This is a genomic window from Paramylibacter kogurei (assembly GCF_002742285.1).
GTDB lineage: Bacteria > Pseudomonadota > Alphaproteobacteria > Rhodobacterales > Rhodobacteraceae > Amylibacter > Amylibacter kogurei.
Map to the genome: position 1 here is coordinate 91,358 of NZ_MDGM01000001.1, position 16,802 is coordinate 108,159.

Consider the following 16,802-nt stretch of genomic DNA (forward strand, 5'->3'; position numbering starts at 1 on the left):
GCAACAGTAATACATTGAAATAAAACAATAATATTAAATATCATTTTTTTGTTTGCCTATAGATTTAAACAAGCATTTAGTTTTAACCCTACACGGATCATCCGTAAAAGCTTTGGGAGGCTACAATGAAAACTTTTTTGAAAGCTGCATGCGTTGCAGCGGTTGCTTTGGTTCCAGGTGTGGCATTTGCCGCATGTGACGAAGGCGAAGTGGTAATTAAATTCAGCCACGTTACAAACACTGACAAACACCCAAAAGGGATTGCTGCGTCTTTGTTGGAACAGCGCGTGAATGATGAAATGAACGGCAAAGCCTGTATGGAGGTTTTCCCAAATTCAACATTGTATAACGATGACAAAGTTTTGGAAGCAATGCTGCAAGGTGATGTGCAACTGGCCGCGCCTTCATTGTCAAAATTTGAAAAATTCACCAAACAGTTCCGAATTTTCGACCTGCCGTTCATGTTCAAAGACATCCACGCGGTTGAAGCATTCCAAGCATCTGATGCGGGTCAAGCGATGCTCGACAGCATGCAAAAACGTGGTTTGCAAGGATTGGGTTACTGGCACAATGGCATGAAGCAAATGTCAGCAAACAAACCTTTGTTGGTTCCAACAGATGCAAACGGTTTGAAATTCCGCGTTCAATCATCTGATGTTTTGGTTGCCCAAATGGAAGCCATGGGTGCAAGCCCACAGAAAATGGCATTTTCTGAGGTATACGGCGGTTTGCAACAGGGTGTTGTAGATGGCCAAGAAAATACATGGTCAAACATCTATGGTAAAAAATTCTTCGAGGTTCAGGACGGTACAACCGAAACGGATCACGGAATTTTGGATTACCTGCTGGTGACAAACATTGATTGGTTGAATGGTTTGGACGCTGATGTGCGTGATCAATTCCTGACAATCGTGCACGAAGTGACCGAAGCGCGTAACAAAGAATCCACCGCTGTAAACCAAGCGGCAAAGGAATCTGTGATTGCTGCGGGTGGTGTTGTGCGTGAATTGACACCTGAACAACGCCAAGCATGGGTTGATGCGATGAAACCTGTTTGGGCGAAATTCGAGGCAGATGTTGGCACAGCAAACATCGAAGCCGCACAAAAAATCAATATGATGTCTAACTAAACATCAACTCGCCGCCGTTCCAATTGGGACGGCGGCATTTCTTTATCCAAAATTGGGGAGGCGGCAATGACATTTGCCAATCGCTGGACTGATCGTCTGGAAGAAAACCTGATTGCGTTTTTGCTGGGCATGATGACGTTGATGACATTTGCAAATGTCGTTGCACGTTATGTTTTCAATTCCAATATTTTTTACGCGCTCGAATTAACGGTATTCATGTTCGCATGGTTGGTTTTGCTGGGCGCATCTTACGCAGTTAAAAAATCAGCACATCTGGGTGTGGATGCCATCATCAATATGGCTGGCTCGCGCACAAGACGTATTTTGGCGATGATTTCTGCGCTCGCATGTATCGCATATGCCTTTTTCCTTTTGAAAGGCGCATGGGATTATTGGGCACCTTTTGCAAATCTTTACCCAACAGAAGGACGCTGGTTCCCAACTGGGTTTGATGAATCAACGCGTGGTCGCGGTTGGTATGAAACCCAAGATATCCCCGTACCATTTTTCCTAAATTGGTTGTCCGCCGCTTTCAATGACGGTGACGCCTATGAAAAGTTACCAAAGGTCGTGCCGTATTTGGTACTGCCAGTGTCCATGGCATTGTTATTGTTTCGCTTTTTGCAAGCGGGATGGGCCGTGTGGACAGGCAAAATTGACATGCTGATTGTAAGCCACGAGGCAGAAGACGACGTAGAAGAGGCGGCGAAACGTCTTAAAGAACAAGAAGAGGCAATGTAATCATGGAAATTCTAATTCTTTTTGTGATGGTGATTGGCTTGATGCTGATCGGGGTGCCGATTGCGGTGTCTCTTGGCCTGTCATCTATCCTATTTTTGCTAAGCTTTTCAGATAGTTCCACCGCATCCATAGCGCAAACGTTGTTCGAGGCATTCGAAGGCCATTCGACCTTGCTCGCCATTCCGTTTTTCATTCTGGCATCGTCCTTTATGTCCACAGGTGGGGTGGCAAAGCGGATCATTCGTTTTTCAATCGCTCTGGTTGGCCATTTTCGCGGCGGGCTGGCGATTGCATCTGTACTTGCTTGTATGATCTTTGCTGCTCTTTCGGGTTCTTCCCCTGCAACCGTGGTTGCCATTGGCTCGATCGTGATCGCGGCCATGCGCCAAGTGGGTTACACCAAAGAATTTGCCGCTGGCGTTATTTGTAATGCGGGCACACTTGGCATTTTGATCCCACCGTCCATCGTGATGGTGGTTTACGCCGCCGCCGTAGAGGTTTCAGTTGGCCGCATGTTCTTGGCCGGTGTGATCCCGGGGTTATTAGCGGGTGTGATGTTAATGGTCGGCATTTATGTCATGGCGCGTGTAAAAAACATGCCCGCGGGTAATTGGGCTGGCTGGGGCGAGGTTTTTCAATCCTTGCGCGAAGCATTCTGGGGCCTGATGTTGATCGCGATTATTATGATCGGGATTTACGGTATCCCTGGTGTGACATCTGCGATTTTCACCCCAACAGAGGCCGCAGCCGTTGCATCCGTTTATGCGTTTATTGTTGCTTGTTTTATCTATCGCGATATGGGGCCGTTGGCCGCGCGTGATGGACAAGACCGCCGTAACATTTTGCAAAAACCACAAAGTTTGATCACCGCGTTCTGGCACGAAGACACACGCAGAACACTGTTTGATGCGGGTCGTCTTGTGGTGACATTGATGTTCGTGATTGCAAATGCGTTGATCCTTAAACACGTAATTACGGATGAACAAATCCCACAACAAATCACCAGCACCATGTTGGATTATGGATTTGGACCAGTGATGTTCCTGATCGTCGTTAATGTGATTTTGTTGATCGGTGGTCAGTTTATGGAGCCATCTGGTTTGTTGGTGATTGTTGCACCCTTGGTGTTTCCAATTGCAATTGAACTGGGCATTGATCCGATCCATCTGGGCATCATTATGGTGGTAAATATGGAAATCGGGATGATTACACCCCCCGTTGGTTTGAACCTGTTTGTGACCGCAGGTGTTGCGGGGATGTCAATGATGGGTGTGGTTCGTGCCGCTTTGCCTTTCTTGGCCATCATGTTCTTGTTCTTGATCATGATCACATATATCCCGTGGATATCAACTGTATTGCCAAACGCCGTTATGGGGCCCGAGGTGATCAATAACTAACTGACAGGCCGTGGCGCGAAACTATGTTTGATCTCAATTCAATCATTGTCATTTTGACAATTCCCGCCACGGCCGTCATGGCCGCATCCGCCGCGATCCAAGCGGTGCGTTTTGATTTCGATCTGTTTGGCGCCACGTTTTTGGCCGTGATCACCGCGGTTGGCGGGGGCACAATTCGTGACATTTTGATCGGGGCGACCCCTGTTTTTTGGCTCCGTGATATTACGTTTTTAATCACGGCTGTGCCCGTAGGTATCATCACCTATTTTATTGTGGCACGCATGCAAGGCGGGCAGGGGCAACGATTTCGATTACTATCCTATTTCGATGCAGTTGGTTTGGCGCTGTTCACACTTGTCGGTGTCAAAGTTGCGATTAACGCCGGGATCAGCCCCGTTATGGCCGCTATTTTGGGTGGGATTACAGGTGTTGGTGGCGGAATGCTCCGCGACGTATTATGCGGTGTCACGCCAACGATTTTGAAATCAGATTTTTATGCGACTTTATCGCTTATCGGGGCTGCACTTTACCTGTTCAGCGTTCCATATCTTGGCGAAGAAATCAGCCTTGCCAGTTCTTTTGCATTGATTACCGTGGTGCGGATTGCGATTGTTGCGCGAAACGCAACCTAAGGATTTCAACATGGATATCGTTTTGGTTCATGGCGCTTGGCATGGTGGCTGGTGCTGGCAACGTGTGGAGCCTCAACTACGTGCGGCAGGGCATCGTGTTATTGCGCCCACCCTCACTGGATTGGGTGCGCGACAGCATTTGACCCATCCTGACATCAACGTTGATTCACATGTCGCTGATATTGTTCAAGAAATACGCTTTGCAGAAATGGACAACATCATGCTTGTTGGTCATTCCTATGGTGGATTTGTAATCACTGGGGTTGCAGACCAATTGGGTGAAAACGTAAGCGCTATGATCTATCTGGATGCTTTTGTTCCAACTAAAAACGGGCAATCCCCGATTGAATTGGGATCAAAGGTCCGCCCAGAGGATGTTGCCGCAACAACGCGCGAAAATTTCACCATTCCACCAACCGCATTTGCGAAATGGTCGAATGATGCAAGTGATATTGCATGGTTGAAGAAAATGACAACACCACATCCGATCCGCTGTTTCGCCGATGGGATTTCGTTGTCAGAAAAACCGATTAACGCGCGCAAAATGTATCTGTTGTTCAAACAAAACGCACCATCTGCATTTCACGGGTTTTACGAAACTTATCGCGATCAAATGGGTTGGGAAACTGACGTATTCGATTGCTTACATGATGCCATGATCGAAAAACCCGAATACGTCATCCAAAAAATACTACAGTTTGCTGACTAAAGACTGTCACCCAATTGAACTTGCGGCGATAATTCAACCACTTTGGGGCCATCGTAACCATCCGGCGCGTTACATTCCAAAATCATTTCCGCAGCTTTTTGTCCAATTTCAAAACGCATTGAATTGGTCGTGGCAAGTCGTTGGGGTAGGCCATGCGCAAGGGTCAGATCATTGAAACCAGCCAGAGACAATTGATCAGGGATTGAAATGTTATTCTCCCAACAATGCATAAATGCCCCCACGGCGGTGACATCGGTGGAACAATAGATGCAATCCAATGCCGGGCTGCGTTCCAGCAATGCCTTGGTGAATTCTTTGCCTTTTTGAACGGATGATCCCGAACGGTACAGTTCTTGATCCATCAACGTGATATTGTTTTCAGCCAAACAGGTGACAAACCCGTTCAATCGTTTTTCGGCGCGAAAATCTGATTCCATTTTGGTGCCGATGAACCCAATGTTTTTATGGCCACGCTCAACGATGGTTTGTGCCATTTGATATCCCGCTTTATAATGCGAAATACCAACGCACATATCGATGGCATCACCATCCACATCCATGATTTCAACAACGGGTGTATCTGTGTTTTGCAAAATTTTGCGTGCAGTTTCGTTATGTTCCAATCCTGCCACGATCAAACCACTGGGGCGCCACGATAACATTTCGCTGATCACTTCTTGTTCGGATTTCAAATCATAATTGGATAATCCAAACACAGGACGTAATTTTGTCGGGGCGAGGGCGGATGAAATACCATCCAGCACTTCGGAAAAAACGTAGCTTTTGACAGATGGAATGACCACGCCCACCAAATCCACTTTGTTTGATGCCAATGCACCGGCAATTTTATTGCGCACATAACCCAGTTCTGCGGCGGCTGCTTCCACGCGCTCACGTGTTTTCTGGGACACATCCGCGGCATTTCTCAACGCGCGTGATGCGGTCATTTCGCTGACACCCGCAGCGGCGGCAATGTCTTTTAGTGTTAGTTTCTGTGTCATCGCGCAAACACTATCAGTTTTGTCATCTTTGTCACCCGCGAAGATAAAGGTTGATTTTGAATTGGTTTCGTTTTATTTCCAAAGCCGTTAGCGCTAACGGCTATAAGCCTTTTAAAACACGGTGGATGGAAAAATGACAGTGAAAATTGCAATTAATGGTTTTGGTCGTATTGGACGATCAGTTCTACGTTCAGCCTTTGAATCTGGTATGAAAGACATGCAAATCGTTGCAATTAACGATCTGTCTCCAAATGAAACTATGGCACATTTGTTACGCTTTGATTCTGTACATGGCCGTTTTGGTTTTGATGTCGAAGTTGTTGATGGTGGCATCAAGGTTGATGGCCAGTTCATTCGCGTAACCGAAATTCGCAACCCTGCTGAATTGCCGTGGGGTGATATTGATATCGCCATGGAATGTACGGGCATTTTCACCGCACGTGACAAAGCCGCTGAGATTTTAAAAACAGGCGCTAAACGTGTATTGATTTCAGCCCCAGGTAAAGACGCCGATAAAACCATCGTTTTTGGTGTGAACGAAGATACCCTTACAGCGGATGATGTGATTGTTTCTAACGCGTCTTGTACAACCAACTGCTTGGCGCCCATCGCGAAAGTATTGAACGATCTTTGCGGCATCAAAACTGGTTATATGACAACAGTTCACGCATTCACTGGCGATCAGCCAACCCATGACACAGATCACAAGGATCTTTATCGTGCGCGTGCCGCCAGCGTTTCCATGATCCCAACATCAACGGGTGCCGCCAAGGCAATTTCATTGGTGTTGCCAGAACTTGCAGGTAAATTAGAAGGAAGCGCTATTCGCGTGCCAACACCAAATGTATCGCTGGTTGATTTGGCCTTCGTTCCAAATAATGACGTCACCGTCGAACAAATCGATGCGGCAATGAAAGCAGCGTCAGAGGGTTCGATGAAAGGCATTCTTTCATACGAAACGCAGCCCAAAGTTTCGATCGACTACAACACAACAACGACTTCATCCAATTATGCCGCGCCGCAAACATCTGTGACTGCTGATGGTTTGGTGCGTGTGGTGTCTTGGTATGACAACGAATGGGGATTTTCCAACCGCATGATCGACACTGCTCGCGCGATGTCGAAACTGCTGTAGGGGACAACGGGAATGGTTTCCTCCATCATCCCTGTTGATCCTTTTGATCTGGTGATTTTTGGTGCGACAGGTGATCTGGCGCGCCGCAAAATCCTCCCCGCTCTGTTCCGCCGCGTTATGGCGGGACAGGCGCCGAATGGTTCGCGGATCATCGGCGCATCGCGTAGCGATCTGGATAATGCTGCGTTTCAAAAACTCACCAAAGAAGCCATTCACGAATTTGTGCCAAAATCGGATTATAAATCCGCTGATCTTGATGGGTTTTTGGCAATGCTATCCTATCAAACGATTGATGCGTTTTCCGATGCTGGTTGGGGTGAATTGGCAAGCGCATTACAAAAGGGTGCCAATCCGGTACGCGCGTTTTACCTGTCGGTAAGCCCGTCTTTGATCACATCAACCACCCAACATATGAAAGCGTTTGATCTGATCACGCCTGAAACACGTGTGGTTGTTGAAAAACCGTTGGGTACTGATCTGGCAAGTGCGAAGGCATTGAATGAAACGCTTCGCGACGCGTTTGACGAAAGCCAAATTTATCGTATCGACCATTATCTGGGCAAAGAAACCGTGCAAAACCTGATGGCGCTGCGCTTTGCCAATATATTCTTAGAGCCGCTCTGGAACGCAAAATATGTGGACCACGTGCAAATCACAGTTGCTGAATCGGTAACGGTTGAAGGCCGCGGCGAATATTACGATACATCAGGTGCAATGCGCGATATGATCCAAAACCATTTGATGCAATTGCTGTGCCTTGTGGCGATGGAACCCCCCGCACATTTCGAAGCGGATTCTGTTCGCAATGAAAAGCTAAAGGTTATTCACGCACTTTCACCTGTCGATATTCGCGACACCGTGCGTGCGCAATATCGCGCATCAGATAAAACAGGGTCATATCTTGATCATGTCAACGATCCGCATTCGCGCACAGAAAGCTATGTCGCGATCAAAACCGAAGTGTCAAACTGGCGTTGGGCGGGTGTGCCGTTTTATTTGCGAACTGGCAAGGCGTTGAAAAAACGCGTGTCGGAAATTACGCTGATTTTCAAACAGGTTCCCCATTCAATTTTCCCTGATCTGGCAGATGATTACCAAAACAAATTGGTTATCCGCCTGCAACCAGAAGAGGGAATTACCCTGCATATGACGGTCAAGGAACCAGGCCCTGGTGGGATGCGCTTAACAGAAGTACCTCTTGATATGAGCTTTGCCGAAATTATCCCTGATAATGTGGCAATTGATGCATATGAGCGCCTGATCATGGATGCCATTCGCGGCAACCAAACCCTGTTTATGCGCGGTGACGAAGTCGAGGCCGCTTGGGGTTGGACCGACCATATCATTGAACAATGGAATGCAAGTTCCAGCAAGCCCGTCACATATGACCAAGGCAGCACCGGCCCAGAAGATGCAATCGCATTGATGGCGCGTGATAATCGTCGTTGGCAGCGGCTGGACGCAGTTTAACCCGAGAACCAAAGGAATAAGGACCCAAACATGGCACTGAATTCTGTACTCGCAAACGTTACCGATCGCATTACCAAGCGATCTGAAAAAACCCGCACCGCATATCTTGAACGTATGGACAACATGCGTTCAGACGGCCCACAGCGTGCGCATTTATCTTGTGGCAACCAAGCCCATGCATACGCACCAATGGGCGATGATAAAGCCGCATTGGCCGAAGGAACAAATGGAAACCTTGGGATTATCACGGCATATAATGATATGCTTTCGGCGCACCAGCCATTCCAATTTTACCCCGATATTATCAAAGAAACCGCACGAGCGGCGGGAGGTACTGCTCAGGTGGCGGCGGGTGTTCCTGCGATGTGTGATGGAATTACACAGGGTCAAACAGGCATGGAATTGTCGCTGTTTTCGCGCGATGCAATTGCCATGTCCACGGGCATTGGTCTATCCCATAATGTATTCGATTCAACGGTTTATCTGGGTGTTTGCGATAAAATCGTACCCGGATTGGTCATTGCGGCGGCCACGTTTGGACATTTGCCAGCGGTGTTTTTGCCCGCAGGTCCAATGACCACGGGCATGTCGAATGACGATAAAACCAAAGTGCGCAAAGATTTCGCCGAGGGCAAAGTTGACCGCGCCGCATTGATGAAGGCCGAAATGGCCAGCTATCACGGGCCGGGAACATGTACGTTTTATGGCACCGCCAACACAAACCAAATGTTGATGGAATTCATGGGGCTACATTTGCCAGGTTCCAGCTTTGTGAACCCAAATACGCCGCTTCGCGATGCATTGACCAAGGCAGGCACCCGCCAAGCCATGTCCATCAGCGCACTTGGTAATCAATATACCCCGGTTTCGCAGGTTTTGGACGAACGCGCATATGTAAACGGGATTATAGGATTGATGGCCACGGGTGGTTCAACCAATCTGTTGATCCATTTGCTGGCGATGGCGCGTGCGTCTGGCATCATTCTTGACTGGTCAGATTTCGCAGAAATTTCGCACACAATTCCATTATTGACCCGTGTTTATCCAAACGGGTTGGCGGATGTGAACCATTTCCACGCTGCGGGTGGTTTGGGCTTGGTCATGTCTGAATTGCTAAACGATGGGTTGTTGCATGATGATACAACAACCATTATGGGCAAAGGTTTAGAAGAATACACCAAAGACCCAAAATTGATTGATGATGAATTGATTTGGACCGATGGAATCAAAACCTCGCTCAATGATAAAATTATCGCCTCGGCTGCGAAACCATTTCAAGCAACGGGTGGTTTATCCGATCTCAAGGGCAACCTTGGCAGTGGTGTGATGAAAGTATCCGCCGTTTCCGAAGATCGCCGCCAGATCACCGCACCTGTGCGCGTGTTTCATGATCAGCATTCCGTTCTGAACGCTTTTCGAAATAACGAATTCACCGATGACCTCATTGTTGTTGTGCGCTATCAAGGGCCAAAGGCCAACGGCATGCCGGAACTGCACGGGCTGACACCATGTTTAACCGTATTGCAGGATCGTGGGATTAAGGTTGCGTTGGTATCCGATGGGCGCATGTCTGGCGCATCGGGCAAAGTACCCGCCGCTATTCATGTCAGCCCAGAGGCATTGGATAACGGTCCGCTGGCCTATCTCAAAGATGGAGATATCGTAACGGTTGACGCGATCAACGGCACGTTGGATGCGCAGGATTCCGCTATCTTTAGCCGCGAAATTACCCATCCTGATATGACAGATAATAAATTCGGGCTTGGCCGGGAATTATTTGATATATTCCGTAATAATGTTGGCCCTGCGCAATCAGGCGCAACCATATTCAATTTCTAAAGGACACCACAAATGGCACGTATTTCCGCAACCGATGCAAGCAAACGCACAATCGAAATTTGTGAACTTGCCCCTGTGGTTCCCGTTCTTATCGTTGAGGACATCAACACTGCGGCCGATTTGGGAACAGCATTGATTGCGGGTGGTTTACCTGTGTTAGAGGTCACATTGCGTAGCGACTGCGCGCTTGATGCAATCAAAGCAATGTCTGAATTGGATGGTGGCGTTGTCGGGGCAGGGACGTTGATCACCCCCCAAGATGTGAAAAACGCCGTTGCTGCGGGTGCAAAATTTGGCGTGTCTCCCGGTGCAACAGATGCGTTGATTGATGCCTGCGAGGCCGAAGGGCTTCCGCTGTTGGCAGGTGCCGCATCTGCAAGCGAAGCCATGCGTTTGTTGGAACGTGGATACACCATGCAAAAGTTTTTCCCAGCAGAGGCCGCAGGTGGCACACCATTGTTGAAATCACTGGCATCACCTTTGCCCCAAATTTCATTTTGCCCAACCGGTGGTGTGTCATTGAAGAATGCGCAAACCTATTTGGATTTGCCAAATGTGCGTTGTGTTGGCGGTTCTTGGGTGGCACCAGGCGATGCGATCAAAGCCAGAGATTGGGCCAAGGTACAAGAAATTGCATCAGCCGCGGCAACTCAATTGCACGCCTAAACTGTTTCCCAATCCCCTGATTTAGCTGCGCGATAAATTGCGTCAATGAAGGCTTGGTTTTTGCGGCTGTTTTCCAATGTGAAATGCGGCAGTGTGCGATCATGCACGGCATTTACAAATGCTTCTACTTCGGTGACGTATTGGCGAACGGCAGAAAATTTGAAACTGGTTTCGGAATCTGTTTCGTTATCAAACACATTCACCCGCGCCAAATCATATAGCCCCGCATTAAACGGTGCCTGTAAATGTATGCGCCCCTTGTCACCGTGAAATGTCATTTCTTGGCGCATGGCCAGTTGCGTTGACACATAAAATGACATGGAAAAATCAGGGAACTCCGCCGTTACATTTGCAAAAGTATCCGTACCGAATTCTTTTGAAAAATCAATTTCTGCGCGCAATCGCACAGGTTCTTGTTCCGTTACAAATCGCGTGGTCACAGTTGGATAAACCCCAATATCCGGCAAGGCACCGCCGCCCAAGTTTGCGACATTGCGCATATTATTCGGATCCATATTAAAATATGAAAATGCGCCTTGAACATGGCGCAGCTTGCCGATAGCGCCATCTTTCAACAATGCGCGCACTTTCAACCATTGTGGGTGATATGTCACCATGAATGCTTCGGATACTAATACACCAGATTGATCACGGGCTTGGATAATATCATCAATTTCTTTGGCATTTAGCGCGATCGGTTTTTCACATAAAACATGTTTACCTGCACGCGCAGCTTTGATTGCCCATTCGCTGTGTTGTGATGTAGGCAATGGAATATACACACCATCAATATCTGCACTGGTAATCAGATCGTCATAAGTTTCAAAAACCGTAGGAACGGCAAAGCGCGATGCCAATTCTTTTGCACGTTCTGTTGATCTGCTGGCAATGCCCGCGACGATTCCATTTGTCGATTCTTGCATTGCTGGAATCAAATGTTCCCGTGCAATTTTTGCGGTTGATAACACGCCCCAACGAAACATTTTATGATCCTCCCAACAGTCTCCCAGCAAATCTAACGTTTTTTATTTCGAGACAAAAGAAAAATCTTGAAACGATGGTTTTTTTCTGTGATTGAAGTGGGGGAGGAATAAAAATGTATCTTGGATTGGATTTAGGCACGTCGGGGCTTAAGGCGCTTATTGTTGATCAAAATGGCGCACCTGTTGCAACAGCGCATGCTCAATATGATGTTAGCCAACCACATCCCAATTGGTCAGAACAAGACCCAGACGAATGGGTAAAAGCGTGTGGGGCAGTCTTTGACCAATTACGTAAAAACCATCCTACAGAATTTACCAATATCCGTGCGATCAGCTTATCAGGCCATATGCATGGCGCAGTTGTGGTTGATATCTACGGCAAACCAATTCGTCCCTGTATTTTGTGGAACGACATGCGTAGCGAAACAGAAGCAGCGCAATTGGACAAAGACCCAGATTTTCGCGCAATATCTGGGAATATTGTATTCCCAGGATTTACCGCTCCAAAATTAATGTGGATGAAAAAGCATGAACCAGATTTATTTGATCACGTTCATAAAGTATTGTTACCAAAAGATTATTTATTGTACTGGCTCACAAATCGGTATGTTACAGATATGTCCGATGCTGCGGGGTCAAGCTGGTTAGACGTGGGGAAACGGGCGTGGTCTGAAACGTTACTTACTGCCAGTGGAATGCGCATTGATCAAATGCCCGATCTGATCGAAGGATCGCAAATCGCAGGTATTCTAAATTCAAAAATCGCGCAAAAATTCGGCCTGCAAAACGATATTAAAATAATCGCAGGGGGCGCTGATAATGCTGTGGCCGCATGCGGTGTTGGCGCGGCACAAGAGGGGCAAGGTTTCGTATCCTTGGGAACCTCAGGCGTATTGCTCGCGGCGAAAAACGGATACCATCCAGCGCCAGAAACGGCTGTTCATACGTTTTGTCACGCCATTCCCGAACGCTGGTATCAAATGGGGGTTATGTTATCTGCCACCAACAGTTTGAACTGGCTGGCGAACAGTTTGAACACAACGCCAGAAGAATTATCCAAGCTTTGCGCAGGCCCGATAACCGGCCCCAGCAAGGTCATGTTTTTACCTTATCTCAGCGGCGAACGAACACCCCATAATGACGCCGATATCGGTGGCGCGTTTATTGGTCTAAAATCCGACACAACATCCAGCGATTTATGCCAAGCGGTCATGGAAGGGGTTTCATTTGCGCTGCGTGATTGTTTGGAAGCGCTGAAATCCACTGGTACTGAACTGAACGAAGTTTTGGCCATTGGCGGTGGTACAAAATCTGAATTTTGGCTTGATACGCTATCGACAATATTGGGTCTGCGTTTGGCATTGCCAGACAAAGGTGATTTTGGTGCAGCTCTCGGCGCCGCGCGTTTGGCCATGATCGGGGATGGGGCAGATATTGAAACAACACTTGTTGCCCCAACAATCGCCAAACGCATTTCCCCAAACACACAATTGCAATCAAAATACGAAGCCGCCTATCAGCGGTTCCGCAAATTATACCCCCTGATAAAGGAAGCATCATGACGAAATTTTTTAGCATCGACAAAATCCCATTTAAGGGCAAAGACAATACAGATCCGCTCGCGTTTAGCCATTACGACCCAAACGAAATCGTTATGGGCAAACGCATGGAAGACCATCTTCGCTTTGCGATTGCCTATTGGCACAGCTTTGCCTGGCCAGGTGGCGATCCTTTTGGCGGGCAAACCTTTGATCGCCCTTGGTTTCCAGACCGCATTTCAAATGCGATGGATGCGGCCAAGATAAAGGCCGATATTGCATTTGAAATGTTTACCGCGCTTGGTGCCCCATATTTTTGTTTTCACGATGCGGATGTACGCCCAGAGGGTCGAAATTTTGCAGAGAACACGGATAATTTGAACGCCATCGTAGATGTGTTTGAACAAAAGATGGACGAAACAGGTATGAAATTATTGTGGGGAACCGCAAACCTGTTTTCAGACCGTCGTTTCATGGGTGGGGCGGCAACAAACCCTGATCCCGATGTGTTTGCATTTTCTGCTGCAACGATCAAAACATGTATGGATGCAACCCAACGCCTAAACGGTGAAAACTACGTTTTGTGGGGTGGGCGCGAGGGGTATGAAACCTTGCTCAATACCGATTTAACACGCGAATTGGATCAATTGGGACGCATGTTAAATTTGGTTGTCGAATATAAACACAAAATCGGGTTTAAAGGTGCCATTCTGGTGGAACCAAAACCACAAGAGCCAACCAAACACCAATATGATTATGACGTTGGCACGGTTTACGGTTTCCTCAAAAAACATGGGCTGGAAGGCGAGGTTCAAATGAATCTTGAACAGGGCCATGCGATTTTGGCGGGGCATAGTTTTGAACATGAAATCGCATTGGCGCAATCACTGGGAATCTTTGGATCAATTGACATGAACCGCAATGATTACCAATCTGGTTGGGATACGGATCAGTTCCCAAATAATGTGCCAGAGGTCGCGCTCGCCTATTACCATATCCTCAAGGGTGGTGGCTTCACATCAGGTGGTACAAATTTTGATGCAAAACTACGCCGCCAATCCATTGATGCAGATGATCTTTTGGTTTCCCACATCGGTGGCATGGATGTTTGTGCGCGTGGATTAAAGGCTGCTGTCGCAATGATCGAGGATGGCACATTGGACGCCGAACTTCAAAATCGATATGCTGGTTGGGAAACGAAACAGGGCAAAGATCTAAAATCTGGCGCGCTTTCACTGGAACAAATCGAAACATTGGTTCGTGACAAAGATATCAACCCAACCCCACGTTCAGGACGCCAAGAATATTTGGAAAACATCGTCAATCGCTTTGTATGACAATTGAAATAAAAAAATTTGGAGAATTTGACGGCGCGCCAATTTGGTGCGCCGCCTTGTGTTCTAATGAAATGACGGTCGAGGTTATTAACTTTGGCGCGATAACGAAATCAATTCGGTTTGGACAACAAAACTTCATTTTAAGCTACGATGATTTGCAAGGATATATCGCGGACAAAAATCATTTAGGAGTGATTGCCGGACGCGTTGCAAATCGCACGGCAAATGGCAAGTTTTCGTTAAACGGTGAAACCTATCAATTGGAATGCAATGACGGAGAAAATCATTTGCATGGTGGTTCAAACGGCTTTGGTCGAAGCGTATGGAACTTGGAAAAAGATAGCGAAAACAACGCAATATTGTTACATCATCATTCACCAAATATGGATGCTGGATACCCAGAAAGCGTTAATGTGACGCTGAAACTTTCGCTAAACAATTCAACTCTCACGTATGATTTTTTTGCAAAGCCAAGCGGTGAAACGCCGATAAATTTGGCGCAACACAATTATTATAATCTTGGCGGAAACTTGTCTGATCATCACTTACAACTACAAGCCACTGGTTTGTGTGAGGTTACAGATACATTGATCCCAACCGGTGAAATTTCACCAATATCAAAAAACATGTTTACGAATTTGGGGCAGACCAACATTGATCATAATTTTGTTCTAAAACAAAACGATCAACCCAGTGCGATATTGTATGGAAAACATGCAACGATGGAACTGCATACCGATCAACCTGGCTTGCAGGTTTATACAGGCCATGGACTAAGCGAACCTTTTTCACCAAACGATGGGATATGCTTGGAGCCACAATATTTTCCCGATTGTCTGAACCAGCCGAATTTTCAAACTTGTATCCACTCACCAGATTTGCCTTATAGTCAGAAAACAACGCTGGCTTTTTCACAGCCAAAATAACAGGTAAAGAACATGAGCTGGGATTTAATCGCGGATATTGGTGGAACGAACGCGCGTTTTGCGATGGTGAGGGATGGTGAAATCACCCGCGAAAAAACCTTTCCTACCAAAGGCGATCATGGGTTATTAGACGCGATCAGCATGTATTTGGATGGCGTCAATTCAACACCTGATCGTGTCATTCTTGCCGCTGCTGGCACAGTTTCGCAAGGGCATGTAAAACTAACCAATGCAGATCAACAGATCGACATCACGTCGGTTCAAGAGCTTTGTAAAACCAAAGACGTCGCATTCATCAATGATTTTGCTGCTGCTGCTTGGTCTTTGGCAACAGTGACGCAAAGCGACGTTTCAACGATACAAGGCATGGATGAAATTCCAACGGGCAATCGGCTGATTATCGGTCCTGGAACGGGGCTTGGTGTTGGAATGTTAATCTTAACTGGTCAGGGTTATTTTGCAGTTCCGGGCGAAGGTGGGCATGTCCGTATCGCACCCACCGATGCGTTTGAAACCAAGGTCTTTGACGCATTCAAATCAATTTGGCCAGAAACACTAATGGCCAAAGATGGGCTACATTTTGAAGCAGAGGCATTTTTAAGCGGAACCGGTTTACCCCAGCTGTATCGCGCGGTTTGTTTCGCATTAAACTGCAAACCCACATTAAATACACCCAAAGACATTTTGGTTGCCGCAGAGCAAAATACCGAACAGGCCGCGATAAAAACCGCGGAAATATTTCAAAAACATTTGGGATTTGTTGCAGGGGATTTATCACTTGCTATGTCAGCATCAGGGGGAGTTTTCATCGCCGGTGGCGTTGTTGCAGCAAACCCGTGGTTGTTGAATCAATCATTTATCGATGCGTTCAATGCAGGCGGGCGATTCAGTGCTGCGCGCAAAAACACACCTGTTTATCTGTATCAAAACACGCGGTTTGGATTGATTGGTGCGGCCAACGCATTGGGAAAAACAGGTTAGGGCGGGAAATTCCCGCCCATCTTTTTTATGCTTCTTGCATGGCACCTGGCCCTGGGATCGCGCCATCTGGGCATTTGCCAAGAATGATCATGCCCAAAACCTCATCTTTTGTGACATCCGTTGTTTTCGCATAACCAACCATTTTGCCGTTTTTCATCACCGCAACACGATCTGCCAGATCGAATACGTCATGAATGTCGTGGCTGATCAAAAATATGCCGATGCCATCTTTTTTCAATTGATGGATCAATTGACCAACCTGTTCAGTTTCTTGGGGCCCAAGCGCGGCAGTGGGTTCATCCATGATCAATATTTTT

15 protein-coding genes and 1 pseudogene are annotated in these 16,802 nt (G+C 47.2%); 13 read left to right on the forward strand and 3 right to left on the reverse strand.

Annotated features, from left to right (window positions below; translation table 11 throughout):
- The first annotated feature begins 125 nt into the window (after positions 1-125).
- From BFP76_RS00395 to BFP76_RS00415, 5 genes are all read left to right on the forward strand, one after another.
- On the forward strand, positions 126-1,130 hold the full coding sequence (locus tag BFP76_RS00395; RefSeq protein WP_099591198.1) for a DctP family TRAP transporter solute-binding subunit: 1,005 nt from the start codon (positions 126-128) through the stop codon (positions 1,128-1,130).
- Positions 1,131-1,196: 66 nt separating this feature from the next.
- The gene (locus tag BFP76_RS00400; protein ID WP_099591199.1) at positions 1,197-1,871 is read left to right on the forward strand and encodes a TRAP transporter small permease; all 675 of its coding nucleotides are present in this window, start codon (positions 1,197-1,199) and stop codon (positions 1,869-1,871) included.
- Positions 1,872-1,873: 2 nt separating this feature from the next.
- Positions 1,874-3,268: a TRAP transporter large permease gene (locus BFP76_RS00405; protein ID WP_099591200.1), complete on the forward strand. Its 1,395-nt coding sequence runs from the start codon at positions 1,874-1,876 to the stop codon at positions 3,266-3,268.
- Positions 3,269-3,291: 23 nt separating this feature from the next.
- Positions 3,292-3,900 carry a trimeric intracellular cation channel family protein gene (locus BFP76_RS00410; protein WP_099591201.1) on the forward strand — a complete coding sequence of 203 codons (609 nt, stop codon included), beginning with the start codon at positions 3,292-3,294 and terminating at the stop codon, positions 3,898-3,900.
- A gap of 10 nt (positions 3,901-3,910) precedes the next feature.
- Entirely contained in the window at positions 3,911-4,609 is a 699-nt protein-coding gene (locus BFP76_RS00415; RefSeq protein WP_099591202.1) for an alpha/beta hydrolase, read from the forward strand.
- Here the strand turns inward: BFP76_RS00415 and BFP76_RS00420 are convergent.
- Positions 4,606-5,610: a LacI family DNA-binding transcriptional regulator gene (locus tag BFP76_RS00420; RefSeq protein ID WP_099591203.1), complete on the reverse strand. Its 1,005-nt coding sequence runs from the start codon at positions 5,608-5,610 to the stop codon at positions 4,606-4,608. The two genes, BFP76_RS00415 and BFP76_RS00420, sit on opposite strands and share 4 nt — an antisense overlap.
- A gap of 133 nt (positions 5,611-5,743) precedes the next feature.
- Here BFP76_RS00420 and gap point away from each other — a divergent pair, with 133 nt between their 5' ends.
- From gap to eda, 4 genes are read left to right on the forward strand one after another with little or no spacing between them, the layout of a single operon-like run.
- The gene (gap, locus tag BFP76_RS00425) at positions 5,744-6,745 is read left to right on the forward strand and encodes a type I glyceraldehyde-3-phosphate dehydrogenase (RefSeq protein ID WP_099591204.1); all 1,002 of its coding nucleotides are present in this window, start codon (positions 5,744-5,746) and stop codon (positions 6,743-6,745) included.
- Between the two features lie 12 nt (positions 6,746-6,757).
- A complete protein-coding gene (gene zwf, locus BFP76_RS00430) occupies positions 6,758-8,215 on the forward strand; it encodes a glucose-6-phosphate dehydrogenase (RefSeq protein ID WP_099591205.1) in 1,458 nt (485 codons plus the stop codon).
- Positions 8,216-8,245: 30 nt separating this feature from the next.
- Complete coding sequence (gene edd / locus BFP76_RS00435; RefSeq protein WP_099591206.1) at positions 8,246-10,054, forward strand: phosphogluconate dehydratase; 1,809 nt, start codon at positions 8,246-8,248, stop codon at positions 10,052-10,054.
- Between the two features lie 12 nt (positions 10,055-10,066).
- Positions 10,067-10,720 carry a bifunctional 4-hydroxy-2-oxoglutarate aldolase/2-dehydro-3-deoxy-phosphogluconate aldolase gene (eda, locus tag BFP76_RS00440; RefSeq protein ID WP_099591207.1) on the forward strand — a complete coding sequence of 218 codons (654 nt, stop codon included), beginning with the start codon at positions 10,067-10,069 and terminating at the stop codon, positions 10,718-10,720.
- On the opposite strand, the gene BFP76_RS00445 is transcribed toward eda, so the two are convergent.
- Positions 10,717-11,703 (reverse strand): Gfo/Idh/MocA family protein, encoded by a 987-nt coding sequence (locus tag BFP76_RS00445; protein ID WP_099591208.1) that lies wholly within the window; start codon positions 11,701-11,703, stop codon positions 10,717-10,719. The genes eda and BFP76_RS00445 overlap by 4 nt on opposite strands.
- A gap of 113 nt (positions 11,704-11,816) precedes the next feature.
- On the opposite strand from BFP76_RS00445, the gene xylB reads away from it, so the two are divergent.
- From xylB to BFP76_RS00465, 4 genes are read left to right on the forward strand one after another with little or no spacing between them, the layout of a single operon-like run.
- On the forward strand, positions 11,817-13,265 hold the full coding sequence (xylB, locus tag BFP76_RS00450; protein WP_099591209.1) for a xylulokinase: 1,449 nt from the start codon (positions 11,817-11,819) through the stop codon (positions 13,263-13,265).
- The gene (gene xylA, locus BFP76_RS00455) at positions 13,262-14,578 is read left to right on the forward strand and encodes a xylose isomerase (protein ID WP_205661325.1); all 1,317 of its coding nucleotides are present in this window, start codon (positions 13,262-13,264) and stop codon (positions 14,576-14,578) included. The genes xylB and xylA overlap by 4 nt, the downstream gene beginning before the upstream one ends.
- Before the next feature lie 56 nt (positions 14,579-14,634).
- On the forward strand, positions 14,635-15,504 hold the full coding sequence (locus tag BFP76_RS00460; RefSeq protein ID WP_165775614.1) for an aldose epimerase family protein: 870 nt from the start codon (positions 14,635-14,637) through the stop codon (positions 15,502-15,504).
- A 12-nt stretch (positions 15,505-15,516) separates the two neighbouring features.
- Complete coding sequence (locus BFP76_RS00465) at positions 15,517-16,485, forward strand: glucokinase (protein WP_099591212.1); 969 nt, start codon at positions 15,517-15,519, stop codon at positions 16,483-16,485.
- A gap of 25 nt (positions 16,486-16,510) precedes the next feature.
- Here the strand turns inward: BFP76_RS00465 and BFP76_RS00470 are convergent.
- Positions 16,511-16,802 (reverse strand): annotated as a pseudogene (locus tag BFP76_RS00470) (sugar ABC transporter ATP-binding protein); the annotation flags it as partial.